The following is a 298-nucleotide window of genomic DNA, read 5'->3' on the forward strand; positions in this document are numbered from 1 at the left end:
GGCCCGCGGCGACGCGCCGTCGGTGGCGGCCCGGGCGGCCGCGCTCGACCGCCTCGCCTCGGCCGTGGCCGCGCTGGCCGGCGCCGCCCGGGCCGCCACCGAGGCGGCGCACCAGCTCAAGCAGGCGGACGACGAGCTGGCCGACGCCGCGGTGGCGGCCGGGTTCGCGAGCGCCCAGGACGCCGTCGCCGTCCTGCTGCCGCGGGCCGAGCGGGACGGGCTGGAGCAGCGGATCGACCGGCACCGGGCCGAGCTGGCCGCGGTGGAGCGGCGGCTCGCCGAACCCGAACTGGTCGCG

Annotated in this window: 1 protein-coding gene; it reads left to right on the top strand. The window is 82.6% G+C overall.

From position 1 onward, the window contains the following. A partial coding sequence (locus tag VR45_RS02490) for a hypothetical protein (protein WP_045938006.1) occupies positions 1-298 on the top strand: 298 nt, incomplete at both ends.

This window comes from Streptomyces sp. NRRL S-495 (assembly GCF_000966955.1).
Taxonomy (GTDB): Bacteria; Actinomycetota; Actinomycetes; order Streptomycetales; family Streptomycetaceae; genus Kitasatospora; species Kitasatospora purpeofusca.